The organism is Galactobacter caseinivorans, from assembly GCF_003640665.1.
Lineage (GTDB): Bacteria > Actinomycetota > Actinomycetes > Actinomycetales > Micrococcaceae > Galactobacter > Galactobacter caseinivorans.
In genome coordinates, this window is sequence record NZ_QQXL01000002.1 from 348,516 (window position 1) to 370,242 (window position 21,727).

Below are 21,727 nucleotides of genomic sequence, written 5' to 3' on the forward strand. Positions count from 1 at the left end.
GTTCAGCCTTCCTGGGTGGTCGCGGAGGCGGCGGAGTGCGCTGCCATCACGTCAACAAAACGGTCAAAGAGATACGCGGCATCGTGCGGGCCGGCCGCGGCCTCGGGGTGGTACTGCACGGAGAAGGCCGGCAGGTCCAGGCAGCGCAAGCCCTCAACGACGTCGTCGTTCAGGCAAATGTGTGAGACCTCAACGCGGCCAAAGCGCGCCTCGGGTGCCGTCACCGGGCCATCCAGCGGCGCGTCCACGGCAAAACCGTGGTTCTGCGCCGTGATCTCCACCTTGCCTGTGGTGCGATCAAGGACCGGCTGATTGATGCCACGGTGGCCAAAGGGCAGCTTGTAGGTGCCAAAGCCCAGGGCCCGGCCCAGGATCTGGTTGCCAAAGCAGATGCCAAAGAAGGGCAGGCGGCGCTCCAGCACGTCCTGCGTCAGCTTGACCTGGACGTCCGCGGTCGCGGGATCACCGGGACCGTTGGAGAGGAACACGCCGTCCGGCTCCAGCTCAAGCAGCTGCTCCAGCGTGGAGTCCGCCGGCATCACGCGCACGCGGACGCCGCGCTCGGCCAGACGCTGCGGGGTCATGCCCTTGATGCCAAGGTCAAGCGCGGCCACGGTAAAGCGGGGCGCGGCGTCCCAGCCGTGCTGGGCGGGCTCCACCCAGTAGGCCTCCGTCGTGGAGACCTCTTCTGCCAGGCGGGAACCGGCCATGGGCTGCTGCTGGGCCACCTGCTTCACCAGCTCCGCGACGGGCTGCTCCGCGGCCTCGCCGGAGAAGATGCCGGAGCGCATGGCGCCCTTGTCCCGCACATGGCGGGTGATGGCGCGGGTGTCCACACCCTGGATGCCGACGATCCCGTCCTTGCGCAGCTCTTCATCCAGCGTGCCCTCGGAGCGCCAGTTGGACGGGCGGCGTGCCGCGTCCCTGACCACATAGCCGGCCACCCAGATCCGCACGGACTCCTCATCCTCAGCGTTCACGCCGGTGTTACCGATGTGCGGCGCGGTCTGCACCACGATCTGGCGCGCAAAGGAGGGATCCGTGAGGGTCTCCTGGTACCCGGTCATGCCGGTGGTGAAGACCAGCTCACCGAAGGTGGTTCCGGTCTGGCCATAGGCGCGGCCGGAGAAGACCTTCCCGTCCTCGAGGACAAGCAACGCCTCGGGGGTGTTGGTGATGCTCACTTGGCTTCCTTCCCGGTGGTGGCCCCGGCAGCGGCCGGGATCAACGTCTTGATGGCCTGGATGAGTCCGGCCTTGTCTGTGTGGTAGCGGGCGCGGAATCCGGTATCGAAGCCGAATCCGTCCTGGTGGTGGCGAAGCACAATGATTCCGTCCTTCTCCACCGCCTTGCCCACCATGTTGCTGGTGGTGTCCACGAGTTCAAGCGCGGACGCGGGGATGAAGAAGTTGGTGCCGCCCTCACGCAGCACTGCCACGCCGTCCTGGCCCACGGAGAGCAGCGCGTTGCCGCGCAGGCCAAGCCCGTGCACCGCGATGCGATCAAGGCGATCCCCTGCGGCGGTGGTCACCACGTAGGTGCCCTCCACCTCCGTGCGGGGCTCCGTCAGCGTGCCCGGGATGCTCGCGGGCGTCGGCACGTGGGACTGGCGTCGCTTGCGATTGCTCCAACCCACCAGGATCAGGACGATGACGCCAAGCACCACCAGGATGGTGATGATGACGGCGGGGACGTAATCGGGACTCATGCAGAAGCCTCTTCGTAGGGGGTGGCCAATTCGCCGTCCACGACGGTGGGGTGGCCGTGGTAAAACACGTGCATCACGCGGCCGGGCAGCTCCAAGCCGCGGAAGGGCGAGTTGCGGCCCTTGGTGGCGTGGGATTCCGGGTTCACGACGGTCTTGGCCGCCGGATCCACGAGGGTCAGGTGTGCGGGCTCCCCCGCACGGATGGGCCGCCCCTGGTCGGGGAGGCGCCCAATCAGCGCCGGGGTCGCGGACATGATGCGGGCCACGTCCTCCCACTGGATCAGGCCGGTATCCACCAGCGCGTGCTGCACCACCGGAAGGGCGGTCTCCAGCCCGGTCATGCCCATGGCTGCGGCCGCCCACTCGCATTCCTTGGCCTCAGTGGGGTGCGGGGCGTGGTCCGTGCCGATCACGTCGATGGTGCCATCCGCCACCGCCTCGCGCAGCGCCTGCACATCGGCGGCGGTGCGCAGGGGCGGGTTGACCTTAAAGACCGGGTCATAGTCCCTGGCCAACTCATCCGTGAGCAGCAGGTGGTGCGGGGTGACCTCCGCGGTCACGTCCACTCCGCGGGCCTTGGCCCAGCGCAGGATCTCCACGGAGCCCGCGGTGGAGACGTGGCACACGTGCAGGCGCGAGCCCACATGCTGGGCCAGCAGCACATCCCTGGCGATGATGGACTCCTCCGCCACGGCCGGCCAACCGGCCAGCCCCAGCTCGGCGGAGACCACGCCCTCGTTCATCTGAGCGCCCTCGGTGAGGCGCGGCTCCTGCGCGTGCTGAGCAATCACGCCGTCGAACGCCTTGACGTACTCCAACGCTCGGCGCATCAGCACCGGGTCGGAGACACAGATGCCGTCGTCTGAAAAGACGCGCACCCCGGCGCGGGACTCGGCCATGGCGCCCAGCTCCGCCAGGCGCTCACCCGCCAGGCCCACGGTCACGGCGCCCACCGGGCGCACGTCAACCCAGCCGGACTCGCGGCCCAGGCGCCAGACCTGCTCCACCACGCCAGCCGTATCTGCCACGGGAAGGGAGTTGGCCATGGCGTGCACGGCCGTGTAACCGCCCTTGGCCGCGGCGCGCGTGCCGGTCTCCACCGTCTCCGCGTCCTCGCGGCCCGGCTCACGCAGGTGCGTGTGCGGATCCACCAGGCCGGGCAGCAGCACCAGGCCCTGCGCCTCCACGACGGTGGCGCGCTCTGGGGCGCTCAGCGTGCCGCCGGGGCCAATCTCCTGGATGCGCCCCTTAGTGATCAAGAGGTCCTGCGGGTCGCCGCCGAGGATACGGGCGTTGCGGATCAGGGTAGATGCCGACATGTCAGGCTCCTTCGGGGGTGTTGGCTCCGGAGAGCACAAGGTAGAGGACGGCCATGCGCACGGAGACGCCGTTGGCGACCTGCGCCAGCACCCGTGAGCGCGGCGAATCCGCGGCGGCGGCACTGATTTCTAGGCCGCGGTTCATGGGCCCGGGATGCATCACGATGCTCTGTGGGGGCAGGACAGCCAGGCGCGGGGCGTCCAGGCCCCAGCGGCGCGAATACTCCGCGACGGACGGGAAGAAGGAGCTCTGCATGCGCTCCGCCTGCACCCGCAGCATCATGACGGCGTCCGGGCCGGCCGCGAGGGCGCGGTCAAGATCCAGTTCGACGTCGCAGGGCCAGCTCTCCACGCCCACGGGCAGCAGGGTGGGCGGGGCCACCAGGGTGACGCGCGCGCCGAGGCGGTGCATGAGCCACACATCGGAGCGGGCCACGCGCGAGTGCACCACGTCCCCCACGATGACCACCCGCGCGCCGTCGAGCCCGCGGCCGGTGGGAGAGACGCCGTCCCGTGCGGCCAACTCGCGGCGCAGCGTGAGGGCGTCCAGCAGCGCCTGGGTGGGGTGGGCGTGGGTGCCGTCCCCCGCGTTGACCACCGCCGCGTCAATCCAATCGGTGCGCGCCAACCGCTGGGCCGCGCCGGAGGCCGGGTGACGAATCACCACGGCGTCAGCGCCCATGGCCTGCAGGGTCTGCGCCGTGTCCTTCAGGGACTCCCCCTTGGACACGGAGGAGCCCTTAGCGGAGAAGTTGATGACGTCCGCTGAGAGGCGCTTGGCCGCTGCCTCGAAGGAGATGCGGGTACGCGTGGAGTCCTCAAAGAAGAGGTTCACCACGGTGCGGCCGCGCAGCGCGGGGAGCTTCTTGACCTCTCGCCCGGCCACATCCCCCATGGTCTCAGCGACATCCAGAATGCGAATGGCGTCCTCGCGGGACAGGTTCACGGTGTCTAGAAGATGCCTCACCGGATCACCACCCGGTCCACGCCGTCCATCTCGGTGAGCTCAACGTGCACCGACTCGCCCTTGGCGGTGGGCAGGTTCTTGCCCACGTGGTCCGCGCGAATGGGGAGTTCGCGGTGGCCGCGATCCACGAGCACGGCCAGGCGCACCACGGAGGGCCTGCCAAGGTCGTTGAGCGCGTCAAGCGCGGCGCGGATGGTGCGGCCGGAATAGAGCACATCATCCACCAGCACCACAGTGCGGGCGTCGATGCCTGCCGCGGGCACCACGGTGGGGGCCGGCGTGCGGGCTGCCTGGTGGCGAAGGTCGTCCCGATACATGGTCACGTCCAGGCTCCCGAGGAGATGATCAACGGGGCGGGAGGTGATCTGGGCCAGCTTGTCAGCCAGGCGGGCGGCGAGGTGAACGCCGCGGGTGGGGATGCCGAGCAGGACCAAGTCCTGTGCACCCTTGGTGTTTTCCACGATCTCGTGGGCGATCCGGGTCAACGCCCGATCGATTTCGGCTGCGGTCAGGACCTCACGGCCGCGCTCCTCTTCGGGAGTGCTTGCACCGGTGTTCTGGCTCATCTGCCGACCTCCTTCCCCGCCTCTCCGGACGGAATTTAAAGGGTGTCTGCCGCCCACGAATCTATCACGGGGCCCAGTTCCGACTTGAATCGGGACACCCGTGTGACCTGACGCCCGCGTCACACTCACGGCCCTAAGGTAGAGCCCATGAGCTACCCTCCTCCGCACGGCCACCAGGGCCCACCCGCGCAGTACTCCCACGCGCCCATGCCCGTTGCTCCGGTCCAGGTGGCCCCCGTGCGCACCACCGAGGCCGCAGTGCGTCGCGGCGGCGGCGTGATCACCGCCTGGATCCTGTTGGGCGTCGCCGCGTTGGTGATGGCGGGGTTCCTGCTGCTGGCCGTTGGCCCCGCCGCGACCGTGGTCTCCGGGCTGCTTGGCCTGATCCCGTTGGCCATCTGCCTGGTGGGCCTGCGCTGGGTGGATCGCTGGGATCCGGAGCCGGCGCGTTGGGTCATCCTCGCGCTGCTGTGGGGCGGCGGCGCGGCCACCTTTGGCTCTCTCATCATTGAGGGTCTGGTGGGCGCCGCGCTGAACCTGGGAGAGACGGCGTCCGCGGTGGTGTTGGCGCCCGTCGTGGAGGAGGTCATGAAGGGGCTGGGCGTCCTGTTGCTGGTCCTGGTGGCCCGGCGGTACTTCCACGGCCCGGTGGACGGGATTGTGTACGGCGGCCTGATCGGCGCGGGTCTGGCCTTTACCGAGAACATCCTCTACCTCTCCTCTGCCCTGCAGGACGGCTCGGTGTTGCAGACCTGGGTGGGCAGGGGTCTGCTTGGGCCCTTTGCGCACGTGCTCTTTACGGCATGGACCGGTGCCGCGGTGGGCTGGGCCACTGAACGACGCCGCGGGCTCATCTTCCCTGCCTGGCTGGGCGGCCTGGTGCTCGCGATCCTTGGACACGCGCTCTGGAACGGCCTGGCGTCAAATCTCTTGTTCGGCAACTTCCTGGTCGGTTACGCCGTACTCCAGGTCCCGTTCTTTGTGGGCGCCGTCATCACGTGTGTGCTGCTGGCCCGGCGCGAGCGCAGGCTCACTAAGGACTCGCTGCAGGCCTACACCCAGGCCGGTTGGTACCTTCCGCAGGAGGCGGTGGCGCTCTCCACCCCGGCCATGCGGCGAGAGAGCCTGCGGTGGGCGGCCAAGCGCGGCGCCCGCCCGCAGATGAAGTCGGTGATCCGCACCGCGGATGCCCTGGCGGCCGAGCACCAGCGCATCCGGGCACGCGGCCCGGAGCCGGAGCTGCTGAGCCACCAGGCGGAGCTGTTGCAGCGCAGCCTCAGTGCACGCGAGTCGCTGCGTGGCGCCGTGGCCCACGGGCCAGGTGGCTGGACGGCGTCCTAGCCCGGCCCCACAGAACACAGCAGCGGCCCCGCCTTCAGGCGGGGCCGCTGCTGTGTGCGGTTGATCAGATCAGGTGACCAGGTCAGGTGATTAGGCCAACAGGGAGGGCTTGAGCCGCTGCAGGCGCCCCAGCAGGCCGTTCACGAACTCCGGGGAGTCATCCGTGGAGAGCTCGCGGACCAGGCCAACGGCCTCTGACACGGCGACCGCGTCCGGGACCTCGTCGTTGTAGAGCAGCTCCCACAGACCAAGACGCAGGGCGGCACGGTCAACGGCCGGCATGCGATCAAGCGTCCAGCCCTGGGCGTAGGTGGAGAGGATCTCATCCAGGCGGTCCTGGTGATCAACGACCCCGCCCACGATCTCCCGCGTGTACGGGTTAATGAACTCATCCTCGTCAACGCGACGGATGAGCACCTCACCGGGGCGCACATCGCGTTGTTCGGCCTCAAAGAGCACCTCGAGGGCGCGCTTGCGGGCCTTGCTGCGGGCGCTCACTCGGAGACTCGGCCCAGGTAATCGCCGGTGCGGGTATCCACCTTGACCTTGGTGCCCTGCTCAACAAACAGCGGAACCTGGATCTCGTAGCCGGTCTCCAGGGTGGCCGGCTTGGTGCCTGCGGAGGAGCGATCTCCCTGCAGGCCGGGCTCGGTGTAGGTGATCTCCAGGATGACGGAGGAGGGCAGCTCGACGTAGAGGGGGGAACCCTCGTGCATCGCGATGACCACGTTGAGGTTCTCCAGCATGAAGTTGGAGGCATCCCCGACGGTCTCCGGGGCCACGGTCACCTGGTCGTAGTCGGCCAGATCCATGAACACGTAATCGGTGCCATCCAGGTACAGGTACTGATAATCGCGGCGATCTACCGTGGCGGTCTCGATCTTGGCGCCGGCGTTGTAGGTCTTATCAACCACCTTGCCGGAGACCACGTTGCGCATCTTGGTGCGAACGAAGGCGCCGCCCTTACCCGGCTTCACGTGCTGGAACTCGATGATGGACCAGAGCTGGCCATCGATCTTGAGCACGGTCCCGTTCTTGATGTCGCTACTGGTCGCCACTGATTCCTCTTTCGTGCGCTACCCCTGCCGGCACGCGCACAGCGCGGCGCAGGGTGGAGTGTTTTTGGGGTGTTGATCCGCAGGAGATTCTACCGCAGGGGCGAACCGCTCGGGTTCAGGCCGATTCCAGCTCCAGCTGGACCAGCTCATAACTGCGCCGCGAGCACTCGATCAGCCGCTCGTCCGCGCCAGCAGCTTCGCGGCCCTCCCAGGCGCCGCGGAAGCGGGTGGCCGCTGCCTTCATGTCTCCCTGGGTGTAGAAGTCCGCGCCCAACTGTTGGAGCACATCGGCCTCCGTGCTGGTGCCGGCAAACTCCTCCAGCAGGCGACGCAGGCGGTTGATGGCCCGCTCCGTGTCACCGTTCCAGCGCGTCACCTCCGTGTCCAGCAGGCGCAGCCGGGGGTTGGAGGGGTCCATCAGGCGGGACTCCGCCACCACCTCGGCCGCATCGGCAAAGCGCCCCATGGCAATGAGGACCACCACGCGGTGGCCGGCCTCCTGCTCCACCAGCACGCGGGCTGCCTGCTCCTGATCCACAATCACGGGGCGCAGGGAGGGCAGCTGGAAGCGGACGCCGGGCACGCCTGTGTCCATGAGCTGATCCACGACGTTCACGCGATCACCTCCTGGTAGGCGGTGAAGAGCAGGGCATCATCGGGGGCCTCAAGCACGCCCGGGCGTCCCTGGCCGTCCAGGACGATGAAGCGCAGGTGGTCCCCGCGCGCCTTCTTATCCCGGCGCATGGTCTCCAGCAGGCTCTTCCACCGATCCCCGCGGTACTCCACCGGAAGGCCAAGCGAGGACAGGATGGTGCGGTGACGATCCGCCGTCGCGTCGTCAAGGCGGCCCACCAGGCGGCCAAGCTCCGCGGCAAAAACCATGCCAACGGACACCGCGGCGCCGTGGCGCCACTGATACCGCTCAGCGTGCTCAATGGAGTGGGCCAAGGTATGCCCGTAATTCAGGATCTCCCGACGCCCGGACTCCCGCAGGTCCTCGGAGACCACCTCTGCCTTGACCTTGATGGTGCGCTCCACAATCTCGCGGAACGCAGCGGAGTGCGGGTCCGTCGCGGCGGCCACATCCTCCTCAAAAAGCTCCAGGATGCGCTCGTCAGCGATGAAGCCGGTCTTCACGGCCTCTGCCATGCCCGTGACCAGCTCGTTCTGGGGCAGAGTCTCTAGGGCGTCAAAGTCCACCAGCACGCCGACCGGCGGGTGGAAGGCTCCCACCAGGTTCTTGCCCTCTGCGGTATTGATCCCGGTCTTGCCGCCCACGGCGGCGTCCACCATGCCAAGGAAGGTGGTGGGGACGTGAACCACGCGAACGCCGCGCAGCCAGGTGGCCGCCACAAAGCCGGCCAGGTCGGTGACGGAGCCGCCGCCGACGGACACCACGGCGTCCGTGCGGGTGAAGTCCGACTGACCCATGATCTGCCAGCAGAACGCGGCGACCTCCACGCGCTTGCCCTCTTCGGCGTCCGGGATCTCTGCGGTGATGGCCTCCAGGCCGTCCGCAACCAGCTGTTCCCGGACGGCCTCTCCCGTGGCGCGCAGCGCGCGCGGGTGCACCACGAGGACGCGCTTGGCCTGCTCGCCGAGCAGCGGGCGCAGGCGGCCCATGAGGGAACGGCCCACGATCACGTCATAGCCGGGACCGTCAGGCGTGCCGACGTGGATGGTGCTGGGCTCGGTGGCCGTCATGGGGTTCTCCTTGTGACTGTGTTCTGGGGCAGGCGGGCGGCGATCGCCGAGGCGACCTCCGCGGCCGTGCCTGCCGCCGCGTCCACCGTGATGGTGGCAAGGCTGCTGTAGTGCTGTGCCCGGTCCGCCAGAACGGCGCTCCAGGCTGCGATGGGGTCCGGGCCGGCCAAGATGGGCCGGCTTGAGTCCTGACCAAGGCGGCGCTGGGCCGTCGCGGCGTCGATCTGGAGTTCCACCACGGTGGAGCCCGCCAGGTCCGCGCGGTTGCGCGGATCCAACACCACTCCGCCGCCCGTGGCGATCACGGCGGGCTCCCCGGCAAGCGCCGCCAGGAGCTCCCCGCGCTCCAGGGCCCGGAAGTGCTCCTCGCCGTGCCTGGCAAAGATCTGGGTAATGGCCCCGTGGCGCGCCACGATCCCCGCGTCGAGATCGCTGAGGGGCAGGCCCAAGAGGCCGGCCAGCTCCCGGCCCACGGCGCTCTTACCACTGGCCATGGGGCCCACGAGGACCACATGCGCGTTGACTGGGGTCATCACTGACCTGGGGTGAGATTCTGCGGAATCGAGTCGGTGAAGCTCGCGATGTTGGCCGCGGTCTGGCTGATGTTGTCCCCACCAAACTTCTCCAACACGGAATCCGCCAGCACCAACGCCACCATGGCCTCTGCCACCACGCCGGCCGCGGGCACGGCGCACACGTCTGAGCGCTGGTGGTGGGCGTGGGCGGCCTCTCCCGTGGACACGTCCACGGTCGCCAGCGCCTGCGGCACCGTCGCGATGGGCTTCATGGCGGCGCGGACCCGGATGGACCCGCCAATGCTCATGCCGCCCTCGATGCCGCCGGCCCGGTCGCTCTCACGCAGCAGGCGCCCCTGGGCGTCCGCCGTGATCTCGTCGTGGGCCACGCCTCCGCGGCGGCGCGCGGTCGCGAAACCGTCCCCTACCTCCACGCCCTTGATGGCCTGGATGCCCATGAGTGCCCCTGCCAGGCGCGCGTCAAGGCGGCGGTCCCAGTGCACAAAGGAGCCAAGGCCAACGGGCAGGCCGGTGGCGATGACCTCCACCACGCCGCCCAGCGTCTGGCCCTGGTCGTGGGCCTGGTCCACCTCTGCCACCATGGCGGCGGCAGTGGCGACGTCAAAGCAACGCAACGGATCTGCGTCCAGCGCCTCCACGTCATGCGGAGTGGGTCGCGGGGCGTCCGCCGGCGAGGCGATGGTGCCCACCTCAACGGTGTGGGAGACCAGGCGAATGCCGAGCTGCTCCAGGAAGGAGGAGGCCACGGCGCCGAGTGCCACGCGCGTTGCGGTCTCGCGGGCGGAGGCGCGCTCCAGCACGGGGCGGGCCTCGTCAAAGCCGTACTTCTGCATGCCAGCCAGGTCAGCGTGGCCGGGGCGCGGGCGGGTCAGCGGCGCATTGCGCGCCTTGCCGTCCAGGCTTCCGGGCTCCACCGGATCCGCGCTCATGACCTGGGACCACTTGGGCCACTCGGTATTGGCGACCTCGATGGCGACCGGCCCACCCAGGGTGAAGCCGTGCCGGACCCCACCCACGAGGGTGACCTGGTCCTGTTCAAACTTCATGCGGGCACCGCGCCCGTAGCCAAGGCGCCGTCGGGCCAGGGCAGCCTGCACGGTCCCGGTGGTGAGGGGGACGCCGGCGGGAAGTCCCTCAAGGATCCCGACGAGGGCGGGTCCATGGGATTCGCCAGAGGTGAGCCAACGCAACATAGGCCCTATCCTCCCACGGCGCCCCGCGGCTCCCCCCGCACAGTGATGTCGGCTGCGTCACACAAAGCGCCAAGAATCTGGGGCGATCGAGCGGCCTCTAGCCCAGTAAAGAGGGCGATCTGCTCCACCGCCTGGTGCACCAACATGGCCAACCCATGCACCACCACCCCGCCCCGCGCGGCCCACGCCGTGGCCAGCGCGCTGGGCCATGGAGCGTAAGCCACGTCCATCAGGAGGGAGCCTTGAGCGGCGCGCTGGGCGACGGCGTTCGCGAACGGATCTGCCGCGCGCGGCGGCAGGGTGGAGATCACCACCCGCGGCTCGGGCCCCGTCATGGTCGTGAGCGAGGTCACAGCGACCTTGACGCCGAGCGTCTGCCCTAGCGCGGCCAGGCCGGCCGCGCGCTGGGGTTCACGCACGGCCACGCTCACGTCGGTGCAACCAAGGAGCTGCACGCCGGCCAGCGCAGCGGCGGCCGTCCCGCCCCCACCAAGAATCAGACAGTGTTCCCCCTCCAAGGAGGCCACCCCGCCGCCTGCCACCGCTTGCTGCACGCCCACGACGTCGGTGTTGGCGCCATGTAAACGCACCCCACCGCCGTCGGGCAGGTGAGAGACCACCACGGTATTGAGCGCGCCAAGCGCGCGTGCCAACGGGTCAAGGGTGTCCATGTGCGCCAGCATGGCCGCCTTCATGGGCATGGTGACGGAGAGCCCCACCCAGCCCGGCTCGGTGCGCAGCCGCCCGGCCACCGTGGCGGCGTCCGCCTCCTGGGCGTCAAGGCGCCCGTAGTCGATCTGCGCCCCGAGCAGCGCATACGCCGTGGAGTGCAGCAACGGGGAACGCGAGTGATCAATCGGATGACCGATGACGGCGGCGCGGTTCACGAGGGTATGCTCACGCGATCACTTGCAGACGTCCGCGTTGGCATCACACCAGGTGCGGTACTCGGCCACGTTCTTCAGGTGGGCCGCGTACGTCGGGGCAAACTTGGTCTCGCCGGTCGTCAGGTTCACGGTGACCCAGTAGAAGTCATCGTTCTTGTCCGGCTTGGCCGCCGCCTCGATGGCCGAGTCCCCGGGGGAACCGATCGGCGTGGGCGGCAGGCCGGTGTGCTGGTAGCTGTTGTACTCGTTGTCCTTGTCCGCCTTCTGCGCCTTGGTCAGGTGGATGGAGGTCTGGCCCAGGCCGTAAGAGACCGAGGAATCCACCTCCAGGCGGCCGCCGGTCTCCTTGTTCTTCGGCGAGAGGCGGTTATCGATGATTCCGGCCACGTGCTTAAAGTCATTCTGGCGCGCCTCGGCAGCCACGATGGAGGCGATGTTCAGGATGCGGTACTGCTGCGTGGGATCGGTGACACCCTGGTCCTTGAGGGAGTCCTGGGTGGCCTTGACCAGCGCGGCGAGCACGGCCTTGGCGTCCGCCTCCTGCGGCAGGCGGTACTCCCCCGGGTGCAGGTAGCCCTCAAGGCTGGTCACTGCCGCGGGAAGCCCAAAGGCTGAGGGACGGTTCGCCAGGCTTTCCAGATCCTTGATGGGCAAACCGGTGCCCTCGGAAATGAGCTTGAGTGCCGCCGGCATGCGCGTATTGGCCGGGAGTGAGAAGTAGGAGACCTTAGCCCCGGACTTCCCGGTCAGGCTCGCCAAAACATCCGGGGAGGTCATCTCCCGCTTGAGGTCAAAGGTGCCAGGCTGGTACGCCGGGTCCTGATCCTTCGCGGCGGCCTCGAAGGCCGCAGCGCTCTTGACCACGCCCGCCTCTGCCAGCCCCTTCGCGATCTGCTTGGTGCCCCAGCCCTTCTTGACCTCAAAGGACACCGAGCCGGTGCCCGGTCCCGGATAGTCCTCCGGGGCGGCGGTGAGGTTGCGCAACACAAAGAAGCCCGCCAGCCCCAGCACCACAATGATGACGGTCACGACGGAGGTCACGGTGATGGCACGCTTGCGGCGGCGCCGGCGACGATCCGCCAGGTCAACCTCGAAATCCTCCTCGGCAAAAATGTCCTCAGCGGGCAGGTAGCCGGCCGGAACGGAGCCATGGCGGGCCATGGCATCGGCAAATCCGGAACGCACGTGCGGGGCGGCCTCCGCCTCCTGCTCAGCGTCCTGAAGCCAGTTCTCCTCCGGGTCCGTCAGCGACTCTGCTGCGACCCCCTCGCCCAACGGCGCGTTCTCCAATGACGGGTCCGGCGTGTCCGTCTGCGGCAGCGGCTGGTCAAATTCATCCACCGGCGCCACGGCGACGGGTGAGGGTTCCGCGGCTTCCTCCGCGACGGCCTGCGCCATCAGCACAGCCTCGTTATCGCCCATCCCGTGACGCCCGACGCCGTGGAAGCGGCGGGCTGGGGTCTGGCGACGGGCACGACGGCGACGGCGGGGGGTGCCCTCGTTCTCCTCGGGGCTCTCGCCTCCGGTCGGATACATCGTCACGGGTTTGTCCTTTGGATCGGGGTGGCTGACCGGGGGGACGGCCTGGGGATGGCCGGTGGGTCAGGAATGCGTGGTGCGCAGCGCCTGGCCGGCGCGCTTCTTGCGAGAGTGCTCCAACTCCAGCGCCTGCTGCAGGATCGACACGGCCGCGGCCTGGTCAATGATGGAGCGCGAGGACTTGGTGGTGTGCCCATTCTGATGCAACTGACGCTGAGCGGAAACGGTGCTGAGACGCTCATCCACCATGCGCACCTGCGCCGCAGACCCGGTCTCCTGCAAAGCCTGCACCAACTCCCCCGCGTAATCCAGGGCATCCTGAGTGGAGGGCGTGTGCTCGCCGGAGAGGTTCTTGGGAAGACCGACGTAGACGGTGGTCACGTCCTCCTCCAGGATCAGCTGGAGCAACACCCGCTGATCGGAGTGCTTCTTGAGATCCCGGGACAGGGTGCGCACCGGGGTGGCAATCATGCCGTCCGGGTCGGAGCGGGCCACGCCTACGCGGGCCTTGCCCACGTCGATCCCCAGCCGCACTCCACGGCCAAGGGAGGCCGTCTCCTCAGAGACAGCCCCCCTCAGATCCTGTGAATCAGGCACGCTCTGCCACCAGGCGGGTGACCTCGGTCAGCGCCTCGGCAACCTTGGCGGGGTCCTGACCGCCGCCCTGGGCCGTGTCATCCTTGCCGCCGCCACCGCCGCCAAGCACCTTGGCGCCTGCTCGCACCAGGGCGCCGGCCTTGACGCCAGCATCACGCGCGGTCTGCGTGGTGGCCACAAAGAGCACGGGCTTGCCGCCCACCACTCCGGTCACCGCAACCACCGCGGCGTTGGAGGCCAGGCGGTCACGCACCGGAAGCGCCAGCGTGCGCAGGTCATCAGCGGAGTCCACCACACCGGCGTCGTGAGCCACGAGGAGAACACCAGCCAGGTCCTTGGCGCTGGCGGCAAGGCCGGCGGAGGCCGCGATCAGCTTCTCGTGACGCAGGCGCTCCACCTCCTTCTCCGCCGCACGCAGCTTGGACACCGTGGACGTGATGCGCTCCCGCAACTCCCCAGAGGGGACGCGGAACATCTCCGTGAGTTCGTTCACCAGGGCACGCTCGGCGGCGTTGTGACGGAAGGCCTCCATACCCACCAACGCCTCAACGCGACGGTTGCCGGAGCCCACGGACTGCTCACCGAGCAACGTCAACGAGCCGACGTTGGCCGTCTTGGTGACGTGCGTGCCGCCGCAGAACTCACGCGACCAGGCGCCGTCGATCTCAACAACGCGCACCGTGTCGCCATACTTCTCGCCAAAGAGGCTCGTGGCGCCAAGGTCCTTGGCCTCGTCCTTCTTCATGACCCGGGTCAACACCTCAAAGTCGCGGTTGATCGCCTGATTGACGACCTCCTCAACCTCTGAGCGCGCGGAGGAGGACATGGCGTCCTGCCAGGTGAAGTCAAAGCGCAGGTAGCCGGCCTTGTTGAAGGAGCCGGACTGCAGGGCTTCCTGGCCAAGCACCTGGTGCAGCGCGGCGTGCACCAAGTGCGTCGCGGTGTGCGCCTCCTCGCCAGCACGGCGGCGGGCCCGGTCCACCTCAGCCAACACCGTGGCGTTGGCGGGCAACTCGCCCTCGCGGACAATGGCGCGGTGCACGGACAGGCCGCGCATGGGGGTCTGGACGTCCAGGACCTCCACCACAAAGCCGTCTCCGGTGATGAGACCCGTATCCGCGGCCTGACCGCCGGCCTCCGCATAGAACGGGGTGGCGTCCAGGACGACCTCCACCTCTTGGCCCTGCTCCGCCACGTCAATCCGGGCGCCGTCGCGGACCAGGCCGCGCACGCCGGACTGGGTGGTGAGCTCGTCGTAGCCCGTGAAGTGGGTGGCTCCTGCGCCGTGCAGCTCGCGGTAGACCGTCAGGTCGGCGTGGCCGCTCTTCTTGGCCTTGGCGTCCTGCTTGGCCCGCTGGCGCTGCTCCTCCATGAGGGCGGTGAACTGCTGGCGGTCCACGGAGAGGCCCGCCTCGCCGGCAATCTCCAACGTGAGGTCAATCGGGAAACCGAAGGTGTCGTGCAATTGGAAGGCGTCCTCGCCGGAGAGCGCGGTGCCCGCCTGCTTGGCACCGGCCAGCGCCTCGTCCAGGCGCGTGGTGCCAGAGGCGATGGTGCGCAGGAAGGAGCGCTCCTCCGCGTAGGCCACGCGGGAGATGCGAGCAAAGTCGGTCTCCACTACGGGGTAGACGCCCTTCATGGCGTCCCGTGAGACGGGGAGCAGCTCCGGCAGCACCGGATCCTGCACGCCGAGCAGGCGCATGCCGCGGACGGCACGGCGAATCAGGCGGCGCAGCACGTAGCCGCGGCCCTCGTTGGAGGGGGTCACGCCGTCGGAGATCAGCATGAGGGAGCTGCGCACGTGATCCGCCACCACACGCAGGCGCACATCGTCCGCGTGGTTGGGGTGGGCCGGATCGTCGGTGCCCGCGTAGGGCTTGCCGGAGAGCTCCGCGGCGCGATCAAGCACGGGACGGACCTGGTCCGTCTCATACATGTTCTCCACGCCCTGCAGGATCATGGCCAGGCGCTCCAGGCCAAGGCCCGTGTCGATGTTGCGCTGGGGCAGCTCGCCCGCCACGTCAAAGTCGGTCTTGGAGCGCACGGCGGAGAGCTGGTACTGCATGAACACGAGATTCCAGATCTCGATGTACCGCGTCTCGTCAACGGCGGGGCCGCCCTCGAGTCCATAGGCGGGGCCGCGGTCGTAGTAGATCTCCGAGCAGGGGCCGCCGGGGCCGGCCTGGCCGGTGCTCCAGTAGTTATCTTCCTTGCCGGTGCCCACCACGCGCTCGCGCGGGACGCCGATCTTGTTCTCCCAGATCTCCCGGGCCTCGTCGTCGCGCTCGTCCCCGTCCTGGTACACGGTGACCCACAGGCGCTCCGGGTCAAGCCCAAAGCCGCCCGCCTCCACGGAGCTGGTCAGCAGCTCCCACGCGAAGGTGATGGCGCCTTCCTTGAAGTAATCGCCAAAGGAGAAGTTGCCCGCCATCTGGAAGAAGGTGCCGTGGCGGGCCGTCTGGCCCACCTCCTCAATGTCCGCGGTACGGATGCACTTCTGCACGCTCGTGGCGCGCGCGTACGGCGCCTGCTCCACCGCGGTCAGGTACGGGATGAACGGGACCATGCCCGCGACCGTGAACAGCAACGAGGGATCGGAGGAGACCAGGGAGGCGCTGGGCACTGCGGTGTGACCACGGGCCACAAAGAAGTCGATCCAACGCTGGGCAATGTCCTGGGATTTCATGCTGCTGAGACGCTCCTTGGAGGAGAGGGATGGAGATTAAGAGCGGGGCTGGTCGGCGTGGCGCCCGCGGGGAGCGGTGTCGAGGCCCAAGGCCTCGCGCAGCTCCGACTCACGGGCGCTCATGCCGTCCTTGAAGGCGCCGCTGGCGCCCTCCACGATGGAGGCGACCCGGTCTAGGACGGAATCGCTGGCCCTCAGGGGGGTGGTGGATCGTGCCTTAGCCCATTGCTGCGCTGCCAACACGCCGATGCCAATGCCAAGGCCAACCCAGAACAACTTCTTCACGGAACAGACTCCTTGTTGAGTGCCGTCGCGACCGCGCTTAGCGGGTGCGGCGGTCCTTGGTGCGGGAGGACGAGGAGAACACGGCGCGGACGCCGGCGCTGAAAGAGGCAATCTTGATCAGCGGCTTGCCCAACACGGCGGCGGTCAGCGAGGACACGGCGGTCAGGTTGGCGGTGGCGTCCTGGACGTTGGAGGTGATGGCGTCCACGCGCTCCAACTGCTGGTGGCTGCTGGCCACGGTGGTGGAGACCTCGCCCAGGATGGGGGTAGTGGACTCGGTGACCTCACGCACGGCGCGCCGCAGCTCGTCGAAGACCTTCCCCAACTTCAGGATCGGTACGGCGAGCAAGAGCACGAGGAGAAGGAACACCCCGGCCGCGATGAGTCCGGCGATGTCTGCTCCACTCATAGTGACTCCTTGACTGATAAAGAATGCTTGGCGCCCGGGCACGTGAAAGACGCACGCGCAGGCCGTGTCCACCTTACCCGTATGGGCCATGCCGCTGTCGCATTCCCACCACGCCGGAGTCCGGGGAACCCAGTGGACTGGGCAAATGTTCCCCTGGATGCGGAAAAGCCCGCGATCCAGAAGGATCGCGGGCTTGACCTCGATTCGCGAGCGAATCGATGAAGATCAGCGGGCGTAGTACTCCACGACCAGGTTCTCTTCGCAGGTCACGGGGACCTCGGAGCGCTTGGGGCGACGAACCAGCTTGGCCTGAAGGGCCTCCAGCTTCACGTCCAGGTACGGCGGCAGCGTCGGGAGGACGTCGCGGTGCGAACCGTGGGCGGCCAGCTGGAACGGGACCATGGTCTCGCTGCGCTGGTGCACGTGGATCAACTGACCCTCCTTCACGCGGAAGGACGGACGGTCAACGCGGGCGCCATCAACCATGATGTGACGGTGCACAACCAGCTGGCGGGCCTGCTGGATGGTGCGGGCGAAACCGGCGCGCAGCACGAGGGCGTCAAGACGCATCTCCAGCAGCTCGATCAGGTTCTCACCGGTCAGACCCTTGGTGCGACGAGCCTCTTCGAAGACGATCGTCATCTGAGCCTCGCGGATGCCGTACTGGGCACGCAAACGCTGCTTTTCGCGCAGACGCACTGCGTAGTCGCTGTCCTGCTTCTTGCGGGCACGGCCGTGCTGGCCGGGACCGTACGGACGGCGCTCCATGTACTTCTCGGCCTTCGGCGTCAGTGCGATGCCGAGGGCACGGGACAGGCGCACGGTAGTGCGTGCGCGATTGCTGGCCACGATAGTGTCCTTTTCTGTCTGCGAGCTCGTGCGGTCTGGCCTCCGAACGGAGAGTGGGGGGAACTCGCTTCCCACCGATCTACAGCCCGTATCCCACCGTGAAGTGGGCAGGGCTTGCCAGCCAAGGATCAATCTTAGCAAAGGACTGCCGCGCACCGCGCACCCGGCTGGGGTGGCGCGCCTCACGTGGCGTGCGGGCCCAGGCGATGCGGAGTGTTAGTTTCCGCGACGGCCGCGGATGATCTCGCGCAGGCGCGCCAGGCGTTCGCGGATGCTGTGCTCCACACCGTTGCCGGTGGGCTGGTAGTAGTCCACCCCCACCAGGTCATCCGGCGGGTACTGCTGCTGAGCCACCGCGTGGGGTGCGTCGTGGGCGTAGACGTAGCCCTTGCCGTGGCCCAATTGCTGGGCGCCCTTGTAGTGCGCATCGCGCAGATGGGCCGGGATGCCGTTACCCTTTCCGGCCCGCACGTCTGAGATGGCCGCGTCGATGGCCAGGTAGGCGGCGTTTGACTTGGGGGCCGTGGCCAGGTGCACCACGGCCTGCGCCAGCACGATGCGCGCCTCCGGCATGCCGATCAGCTGCACGGCCTGGGCGGCGGCCATGGCGGTCTGCAGGGCGCTCGGATCCGCCATGCCCACATCTTCCGAGGCGGAGATGATGAGCCTCCGGGCCAAGAAGCGGGGGTCCTCCCCCGCCTCCATCATGGTGGCGGCGTAGTGCAGGGCGGCGTCCACATCGGAGCCGCGGATGGACTTGATCAGGGCGCTCACAGTGTCGTAGTGGTTATCCCCCTGCTTGTCGTAGCGGCGCACAGCCACGTCCATGGCGCGCTCGGCGTCCTCGGCCGTGATGATCGCCGCGCCCGCGTCAGGCTCCGCCGCCTGGGCCTGCCGATCCAGCGCTACGGCCGCCGCCGCCTCGAGACCGGTCAGCGCCTTGCGGGCGTCACCACCAGAGAGCTGGATCAGGTGCTCCAACACGCCCTCACCCGCAGCCACAGTGGAGCCCAGGCCGCGCTGGTCCTCGACGGCGCGCGTGAGGAGCTCCAACAGGTCCTGCTCGGTGAGCGAGTGCAGCGTGAGCATCAGCGACCGCGAGAGCAGCGGGGCCACGACGGAGAAGGAGGGGTTCTCGGTGGTGGCGGCGACCAACACCACCCAGCCGTTCTCCACTCCGGGCAGCAGCGCATCCTGCTGGGCCTTGTTGAAGCGGTGGATCTCGTCCATGAACAACACGGTGGTGACCCCGCGCAGGTCCCGGTCCTCCAACGCCTGGTCCATGACGCGGCGCACGTCCTTGACGCCGGAGGTGATGGCAGAGAGCTCAACAAAGCGGCGGTGCGGGCCCCTCGCAATCACGTGGGCCAGGGTGGTCTTGCCCGTCCCTGGTGGGCCCCACAGGATGACGGAGCTCAGGCCGGCCGGGCCGCCGGCCTCGGATTCTGCCAGCTGACGCAGCGGGGATCCGGGGCGCAATAGATGCTTTTGCCCCGCGATCTCCTCCAAACTCTTGGGCCGCATGCGCACCGCGAGGGGCGGGCGCGGGCGCGCGCCCGTGGAGGCACCACGCCGAAGGGACGTGGGCGTCTCGTCCAGCTCGTCGTCATCCTGGTTGAAGAGGTCACTCACTCCCCCAGGCTATCGCCAGAGCCTGACACCACGGCCCACTAGGCTGAGAGCCGGGTCCCGGAGAGGCCGTGACCCGAGGAGGAGAGCATGCGCGCGTTGATCCAGGTCGCAGATGGCGCCCACGTGGAGGTTGACGGGGACGTGGTGGGCGGATTCGACGACACCGGCCTGGTGGTGCTGCTGGGCGTGACCCACAGCGACGACGAGGCCATTGCCGCCAAGATCGCGACCAAGATTGCGCACCTGCGCATCCTCCCCGGCGAAGAATCCGTGCTGCAGGCCGGCGCTCCGGTCCTCCTGATCAGTCAATTCACCCTCTACGGGGATGTGCGCAAGGGGCGCCGCCCCGGTTGGACGGCCGCCGCTCCCGGCGCGGTTTCGGAGCCCCTCTACGAGGAAGTCGGCGCCGTGCTGCGCGGGCTCGGCGTGGACGTGAGCACCGGAGAGTTCGGCGCCCAGATGCGCGTGGGCCTCATCAACAACGGCCCGTTCACGATCTGGCTGGACTCGGCGGAGCTCCCGGCCTCTTGACGCCAGCACCGTAGCCCCTGCACGACGGCGTGCCGTCACCTTTCGCGAAAAAGGTGACGGCACGGCGTCGAGCAGTGTGTTGCCTAGTGGTTCGGGATCAGGCCTTGATCTCCTCAGCCGTGGGCTCCTTGGGGCCCTTGGCCGCGTCCGGCTTGGCGTCCACGCCGGCCTCCTTGCGCTGCTGCGCCGTGATGGGGGCAGGGGCCGCCGTCAGCGGGTCGTAGCCGGCGCCGGTCTTGGGGAAGGCGATGACCTCGCGGATGGAGTCCTCGCCGGCCAGCAGCGAGACCACGCGGTCCCAGCCAAGGGCGATGCCGCCGTGGGGAGGCGCACCAAACTTGAAGCCCTCTAGCAAGAAGCCAAACTGTTCTGCGGCCTGCTCGTCGCTGACGCCCATGACCTTAAACACGCGCTCCTGCACATCCGCGCGGTGAATACGGATGGAGCCGCCGCCAATCTCGTTGCCGTTGCAGACAATGTCGTAGGCGTAGGCCAGGGCCGAGCCGGGGTCGGTATCAAACGTGTCCACGAACTCGGGCTTGGGCGAGGTAAACGCGTGGTGCACCGCCGTCCACTTGCCGCCGCCCACGGCCACGTCGCCGGAGGCCACCGCGTCAGCGGCGGGCTCAAACATGGGCGCGTCAACCACCCACACAAACGCCCAGTCGCCGTCCTTGATCAGGCCGGTGCGCTTGGCGATCTCGTTGCGGGCCGCGCCGAGCAGGCCGCGGGTGGCCTTGGTCTCGCCCGCACCGAAGAAGATGCAGTCGCCAGGAGCGGCGCCGACGGTCGCGACCAGGTTCTCGCGCTCCCAGTCGGTGAGGTTCTTGGCCACCGGGCCGGTGAGCTCGCCGTCGGGCTGGACCAGGACGTATGCCAGGCCCTTTCCTCCGTGCTGCTTGGCCCATTCCTGCCAGCCATCCAGCTGGCGGCGGGGCTGCGAGGCGCCACCGGGCATCACCACGGCGCCCACGTACGGGGACTGGAACACGCGGAAGCTGGTGTCCTTGAAGAACTCCTTGAGCTCGGTGAGCTCCAGGCCAAAGCGCAGGTCCGGCTTGTCTGAGCCGTACTTGGTCATGGCCTCTGCGTAGGTCATGCGGCGGATCGGCGTCTGGATCTCCACGCCAATCAGGGACCACACGCGCTTCACCAGCGCCTCGCCCAGCTCGATGATGTCTTCCTGATCCACGAAGGACGCCTCAACGTCCAACTGCGTGAACTCCGGCTGACGATCCGCGCGGAAATCCTCATCGCGGTAGCAGCGCGCAATCTGGTAATACTTCTCCACGCCGCCCACCTGCAGCAGCTGCTTGAAGAGCTGCGGGGACTGCGGAAGGGCGTACCACTTGCCCGGCGCCAGGCGGGCCGGGACCACAAAGTCGCGGGCGCCCTCCGGGGTGGAGCGCGTCAGGGTCGGGGTCTCGATCTCGAGGAAGCCCTTCTCATGCAACAGCTCACGCGCCACGCGGTTGGCCTCGGAGCGCAGCACCAGGTTGGCGGCCGGCTTGGGGCGGCGCAGGTCGATGTAGCGGTACTTCAGGCGCGCTTCCTCGCCCACCTCCACGTGCTCATCCACCTGGAACGGCAGCGGCGCCGAGGTGTTGAGCACCTCGAGGCTGTCCGCATGCAGCTCAATCTGACCGGTGGGCAGCTCGGGGTTCTCGTTGCCCTCGGGGCGGGCCTTCACCACGCCCGTGACGGCAACCACAAACTCGTTGCGCAGCGGGGAGAACACCGCTTCGTCGTGCACCACCACCTGCGAGACGCCGGAGCGATCTCGCAGATCGAGGAAGGCGACGCCGCCGTGATCGCGGCGGCGGGCAACCCACCCGGCGAGGGTGACGATCTGCCCGATGTGCTCGGCGCGGAGGGAACCCGCGTCATGTGTGCGCAGCACGTTAGTCCTTTCGAGACAAG

At 68.4% G+C, this 21,727-nt stretch carries 22 protein-coding genes; 2 read left to right on the plus strand and 20 right to left on the minus strand.

What is annotated here, in order from left to right; all coding sequences use genetic code 11:
• Positions 1-2: 2 nt before the first annotated feature.
• The 5 genes from carA to pyrR are packed head-to-tail and all read right to left on the minus strand — an operon-like array spanning position 3 to position 4,560.
• Positions 3-1,184 carry a glutamine-hydrolyzing carbamoyl-phosphate synthase small subunit gene (gene carA, locus DWQ67_RS05225; protein ID WP_199712611.1) on the minus strand — a complete coding sequence of 394 codons (1,182 nt, stop codon included), beginning with the start codon at positions 1,182-1,184 and terminating at the stop codon, positions 3-5.
• Complete coding sequence (locus DWQ67_RS05230; RefSeq protein ID WP_121484522.1) at positions 1,181-1,708, minus strand: PH-like domain-containing protein; 528 nt, start codon at positions 1,706-1,708, stop codon at positions 1,181-1,183. Before DWQ67_RS05230 ends, carA begins: the two co-directional genes overlap by 4 nt.
• A complete protein-coding gene (locus DWQ67_RS05235) occupies positions 1,705-3,027 on the minus strand; it encodes a dihydroorotase (RefSeq protein WP_121484523.1) in 1,323 nt (440 codons plus the stop codon). Before DWQ67_RS05235 ends, DWQ67_RS05230 begins: the two co-directional genes overlap by 4 nt.
• A gap of 1 nt (position 3,028) precedes the next feature.
• Positions 3,029-3,994, minus strand: a complete 966-nt coding sequence (locus tag DWQ67_RS05240) for an aspartate carbamoyltransferase catalytic subunit (protein ID WP_121484524.1) — start codon at positions 3,992-3,994, stop codon at positions 3,029-3,031.
• Positions 3,991-4,560: a bifunctional pyr operon transcriptional regulator/uracil phosphoribosyltransferase PyrR gene (gene pyrR, locus DWQ67_RS05245; RefSeq protein WP_121484525.1), complete on the minus strand. Its 570-nt coding sequence runs from the start codon at positions 4,558-4,560 to the stop codon at positions 3,991-3,993. Before pyrR ends, DWQ67_RS05240 begins: the two co-directional genes overlap by 4 nt.
• Positions 4,561-4,707: 147 nt before the next feature.
• Here pyrR and DWQ67_RS05250 point away from each other — a divergent pair, with 147 nt between their 5' ends.
• Positions 4,708-5,901 carry a PrsW family intramembrane metalloprotease gene (locus tag DWQ67_RS05250; protein ID WP_121484526.1) on the plus strand — a complete coding sequence of 398 codons (1,194 nt, stop codon included), beginning with the start codon at positions 4,708-4,710 and terminating at the stop codon, positions 5,899-5,901.
• Positions 5,902-5,991: 90 nt separating this feature from the next.
• On the opposite strand, the gene nusB is transcribed toward DWQ67_RS05250, so the two are convergent.
• The 14 genes from nusB to DWQ67_RS05320 all read right to left on the minus strand — a co-directional run bounded on the left by nusB (position 5,992) and on the right by DWQ67_RS05320 (position 19,276).
• Positions 5,992-6,399, minus strand: coding sequence for a transcription antitermination factor NusB (gene nusB / locus DWQ67_RS05255; protein WP_121484527.1), 408 nt, complete (start codon positions 6,397-6,399; stop codon positions 5,992-5,994).
• A complete protein-coding gene (gene efp / locus DWQ67_RS05260) occupies positions 6,396-6,959 on the minus strand; it encodes an elongation factor P (RefSeq protein ID WP_121484528.1) in 564 nt (187 codons plus the stop codon). Before efp ends, nusB begins: the two co-directional genes overlap by 4 nt.
• 115 nt (positions 6,960-7,074) lie before the next feature.
• Entirely contained in the window at positions 7,075-7,575 is a 501-nt protein-coding gene (locus DWQ67_RS05265) for a tetratricopeptide repeat protein (RefSeq protein WP_121484529.1), read from the minus strand.
• Positions 7,572-8,663: a 3-dehydroquinate synthase gene (aroB, locus tag DWQ67_RS05270; RefSeq protein WP_121484530.1), complete on the minus strand. Its 1,092-nt coding sequence runs from the start codon at positions 8,661-8,663 to the stop codon at positions 7,572-7,574. The genes DWQ67_RS05265 and aroB overlap by 4 nt, the downstream gene beginning before the upstream one ends.
• Positions 8,660-9,196, minus strand: coding sequence for a shikimate kinase (locus tag DWQ67_RS05275; RefSeq protein WP_121484531.1), 537 nt, complete (start codon positions 9,194-9,196; stop codon positions 8,660-8,662). Before DWQ67_RS05275 ends, aroB begins: the two co-directional genes overlap by 4 nt.
• Positions 9,196-10,392, minus strand: a complete 1,197-nt coding sequence (aroC, locus tag DWQ67_RS05280; protein ID WP_121484532.1) for a chorismate synthase — start codon at positions 10,390-10,392, stop codon at positions 9,196-9,198. The genes DWQ67_RS05275 and aroC overlap by 1 nt, the downstream gene beginning before the upstream one ends.
• Positions 10,393-10,397: 5 nt before the next feature.
• Positions 10,398-11,279: a shikimate dehydrogenase family protein gene (locus DWQ67_RS05285; protein WP_121484533.1), complete on the minus strand. Its 882-nt coding sequence runs from the start codon at positions 11,277-11,279 to the stop codon at positions 10,398-10,400.
• 18 nt (positions 11,280-11,297) lie between these two features.
• The gene (mltG, locus tag DWQ67_RS05290) at positions 11,298-12,815 is read right to left on the minus strand and encodes an endolytic transglycosylase MltG (RefSeq protein ID WP_121484534.1); all 1,518 of its coding nucleotides are present in this window, start codon (positions 12,813-12,815) and stop codon (positions 11,298-11,300) included.
• A 66-nt stretch (positions 12,816-12,881) separates the two neighbouring features.
• Positions 12,882-13,415, minus strand: coding sequence for a Holliday junction resolvase RuvX (gene ruvX, locus DWQ67_RS05295; RefSeq protein ID WP_233555914.1), 534 nt, complete (start codon positions 13,413-13,415; stop codon positions 12,882-12,884).
• The gene (gene alaS, locus DWQ67_RS05300; protein WP_121484535.1) at positions 13,408-16,101 is read right to left on the minus strand and encodes an alanine--tRNA ligase; all 2,694 of its coding nucleotides are present in this window, start codon (positions 16,099-16,101) and stop codon (positions 13,408-13,410) included. The genes ruvX and alaS overlap by 8 nt, the downstream gene beginning before the upstream one ends.
• A 36-nt stretch (positions 16,102-16,137) precedes the next feature.
• Positions 16,138-16,386: a hypothetical protein gene (locus tag DWQ67_RS05305; protein ID WP_121484536.1), complete on the minus strand. Its 249-nt coding sequence runs from the start codon at positions 16,384-16,386 to the stop codon at positions 16,138-16,140.
• 37 nt (positions 16,387-16,423) lie between these two features.
• Positions 16,424-16,795, minus strand: a complete 372-nt coding sequence (locus DWQ67_RS05310; RefSeq protein WP_121484537.1) for a DUF948 domain-containing protein — start codon at positions 16,793-16,795, stop codon at positions 16,424-16,426.
• A 225-nt stretch (positions 16,796-17,020) separates the two neighbouring features.
• Positions 17,021-17,644 carry a 30S ribosomal protein S4 gene (rpsD, locus tag DWQ67_RS05315; protein WP_121484538.1) on the minus strand — a complete coding sequence of 208 codons (624 nt, stop codon included), beginning with the start codon at positions 17,642-17,644 and terminating at the stop codon, positions 17,021-17,023.
• A gap of 216 nt (positions 17,645-17,860) precedes the next feature.
• Positions 17,861-19,276, minus strand: coding sequence for a replication-associated recombination protein A (locus tag DWQ67_RS05320; protein ID WP_407645788.1), 1,416 nt, complete (start codon positions 19,274-19,276; stop codon positions 17,861-17,863).
• An 87-nt stretch (positions 19,277-19,363) separates the two neighbouring features.
• On the opposite strand from DWQ67_RS05320, the gene dtd reads away from it, so the two are divergent.
• Entirely contained in the window at positions 19,364-19,807 is a 444-nt protein-coding gene (dtd, locus tag DWQ67_RS05325) for a D-aminoacyl-tRNA deacylase (protein WP_121484539.1), read from the plus strand.
• 97 nt (positions 19,808-19,904) lie between these two features.
• Here the strand turns inward: dtd and aspS are convergent, their stop codons facing one another.
• Positions 19,905-21,707 (minus strand): aspartate--tRNA ligase, encoded by a 1,803-nt coding sequence (gene aspS, locus DWQ67_RS05330; protein WP_121484540.1) that lies wholly within the window; start codon positions 21,705-21,707, stop codon positions 19,905-19,907.
• Between the last annotated feature and the right edge of the window lie 20 nt (positions 21,708-21,727).